Origin of the sequence: Mesorhizobium sp. M7A.F.Ca.CA.002.09.1.1 (assembly GCF_003998555.1) — a bacterium.
In the GTDB taxonomy this organism is placed as follows: Bacteria; Pseudomonadota; Alphaproteobacteria; order Rhizobiales; family Rhizobiaceae; genus Mesorhizobium; species Mesorhizobium ciceri.
In genome coordinates, this window is sequence record NZ_RZRR01000857.1 from 1 (window position 1) to 2,409 (window position 2,409).

Annotated in this window: 2 protein-coding genes and 2 pseudogenes; all 4 read left to right on the forward strand. The window is 64.3% G+C overall.

The genetic code is table 11. The features are described 5' to 3' along the window. Positions 1 to 166: pseudogene (locus tag EN994_RS36425) on the forward strand (ABC transporter ATP-binding protein); the annotation flags it as partial. A gap of 24 nt (positions 167 to 190) precedes the next feature. After that, positions 191 to 1,438 carry an SfnB family sulfur acquisition oxidoreductase gene (locus EN994_RS27365; RefSeq protein WP_063169861.1) on the forward strand — a complete coding sequence of 416 codons (1,248 nt, stop codon included), beginning with the start codon at positions 191 to 193 and terminating at the stop codon, positions 1,436 to 1,438. A gap of 64 nt (positions 1,439 to 1,502) precedes the next feature. Then, the gene (gene msuE / locus EN994_RS27370; RefSeq protein WP_027164238.1) at positions 1,503 to 2,063 is read left to right on the forward strand and encodes an FMN reductase; all 561 of its coding nucleotides are present in this window, start codon (positions 1,503 to 1,505) and stop codon (positions 2,061 to 2,063) included. Positions 2,064 to 2,181: 118 nt separating this feature from the next. Beyond that, positions 2,182 to 2,409 (forward strand): annotated as a pseudogene (locus EN994_RS27375) (hypothetical protein); the annotation flags it as partial.

Sequence of the window (2,409 nt, forward strand, 5' to 3'; positions counted from 1 at the left end):
TGCCGACCATGCCACGGTGCTGGAGAACGGCGTTTCCGTTCTCGCCGGCGCGGCCCCCGAGCTTCGCCAGCGCGAGGACATCAGGGCCTTCTATCTCGGTCAATCGAACCCCGGGCAACAGGCGTCACCCGCCACCAAGCCCGCCCATCTCCACGCCGTTGCCTGAATCGAAATCCCAAGGAGCAGTGAAATGACCGTTTCGACCGTCAAGACCGACAAGGCTTCCGCCGCCGTGCCGCCAGTCGCAAGGCCGATCGCCCCGGCGCACATCATCAAGGACGACGCCGAGGCGATTGCGGTTGCCCATGCGCTCGCCGCCGAATTCGTCAAGGACTCCTCCCGGCGCGACCGTGAACGGATCTGGCCGGTCGCCGAACTCGATGCCTTTTCGCAAAGCGGCCTGTGGTCGATCAATGTACCCAAGGCATTCGGTGGGCCGGAGGTGTCCTATGCGACGCTGGCGAAGGTGATCGAGATCATCTCGGCGGCGGATTCCTCGATCGGCCAGGTTGCGCAGAACCATCTCGGCGTCGTCGCTGCCATCCGCACCGTCTCCGACGCGGACCAGCAGAAGCTGCTGTTCGCCGAAGCGCTGAAGGGCACCCGGTTCGGCAACGCCTTTTCCGAGTTCGGCTCCAAGCGCGCCGCCGATTTTGAGACCCGCTTCACCGATGCCGGCGATCATGTGGTCGTCAACGGCCGGAAATTCTATTCGTCCGGCGCGCTGCTCGCCCATCTGGTGCCGATCGTGGCGCTCGATGACGAGGGCCGCGCCTGGTATGCGATCGCCGACCGCGGCGCACCCGGCCTGACCGTCATCGACGACTGGTCGAGCTTCGGCCAGCGCACGACCCTGTCCGGCACCGTCATCATCGACAACGTCAAGGTGCCGAAGACGCATCTGGTACCCGGCTACAAGGGCTACGACAAACCGACCGCCGACGGCGCCATCTTCCAGATCATCCAGGTGGCCGTGGACACCGGCATCGCCCAGGCGGCGATCGACGAGACGGTCGATTTCGTCAGGACCAAAAGCCGCGCCTGGATCGACAGCGGCGTCGACAACGCCTGGGACGATCCCTACACCATTCAGGCCATCGGCGACCTGACGCTGCGCCTGCACGCGGCGCAGGCGCTGCTCGAAAAGGCCGGTCATGCAATCGACCGGGCAGTGGCCGAGCCGACAGCCGAGACGGTGGCGCACGCCCAGATCGTCACTGCCGAGGCAAAAATCCTGTCGACAGAGATCGCCATCGCCGCCACCAACAAGCTGTTCGAACTGGCAGGGACCCGCTCAACCCTGGCCGAGCACAATCTCGACCGGCATTGGCGCAACGCGCGCACGCACACGCTGCACGATCCGGTGCGCTGGAAATACTCGATCCTCGGCAAATATTTCCTCAACGGCGAAAATCCGCCGCTGCACGCCTGGAGCTGATTTTCCACCGGCGGGCTGGCGGCCCGCCACGTCAAACCTTCGACCATCCAAGAGGCCCACTGCCATGTCAAACCCAACAGTCGTCGGCTTTTCCGGCAACATCACCAGGCCGTCAAAGACGCGCGCCTTCGTCGATCTGGTCGCCAGGGACATCGCCGCCAGCCACGGCCTATCGGCGAGCACCTATGATATCGAGGATCTCGGGCCGTCGCTGGGAACGGCGAAATGGGCCCGCGATCTCGACGGCCAGGCGCACGCGATCCTGGAACAAATCCTCGCCGCCGACGTGCTTGTCGTGGGCTCGCCGACCTACAAGGGCAGCTATACCGGCCTGTTCAAGCATTTCTTCGACCTGATCGATCCGGCGGCATTGCGGGGAAAGCCCATCGTGCTGACGGCGACCGGCGGTGGCGAGCGCCATGCCTTGATCGTCGAGCATCAGCTGCGGCCGCTGTTCGGCTTCTTCGAGGCCTTTGCGCTGCCCACCGCCGTCTACGCCACCGACAAGGATTTCACCGACGGCGTGCTGCGCTCCGAGGCGATCCTTAAGCGTGCGGCGCAGGCGGTCGACGAGGTCGGCTTTGTGCTGGCCAATCGTTCGGCAGGCCGGATCGCCGCTGAATAGCCTGTCGTCAGCCAGATTGAACTGAACGAAATCCGTGAGGGCAGCGCCCCCGCTTACGCGCAATTTACGACCGACCGCTAAAACCGTTCCTGTCTGATTCGTCTGGGACAGGAACGTCATGAGCAAAGCCCTCACATCCTTCGCATTGGTCGCCGTGCTGACCGCCTTGCTCATGGCGTTGAGCCTGGCTGTCGCCAGGCACGGCTATCCCTATGGCGCGATCGGCGTCAGGCGCCTTGACGGCATTGCCGACGCCGGCGTGTTCATCCCGATTGCCGCCGTCTATTTCTTCAGCGCGATGCTGATGATGATCCTGCCGATAAGGGCGGCCGGTATCGTCCTGACC

Excerpts from the sequence above, each read along its gene's own strand:
- EN994_RS27365 (WP_063169861.1), top strand. The coding sequence starts at position 191 with ATGACCGTTTCGACCGTCAAGACCGACAAGGCTTCCGCCGCCGTGCCG.
- msuE (WP_027164238.1), top strand. The coding sequence starts at position 1,503 with ATGTCAAACCCAACAGTCGTCGGCTTTTCCGGCAACATCACCAGGCCG.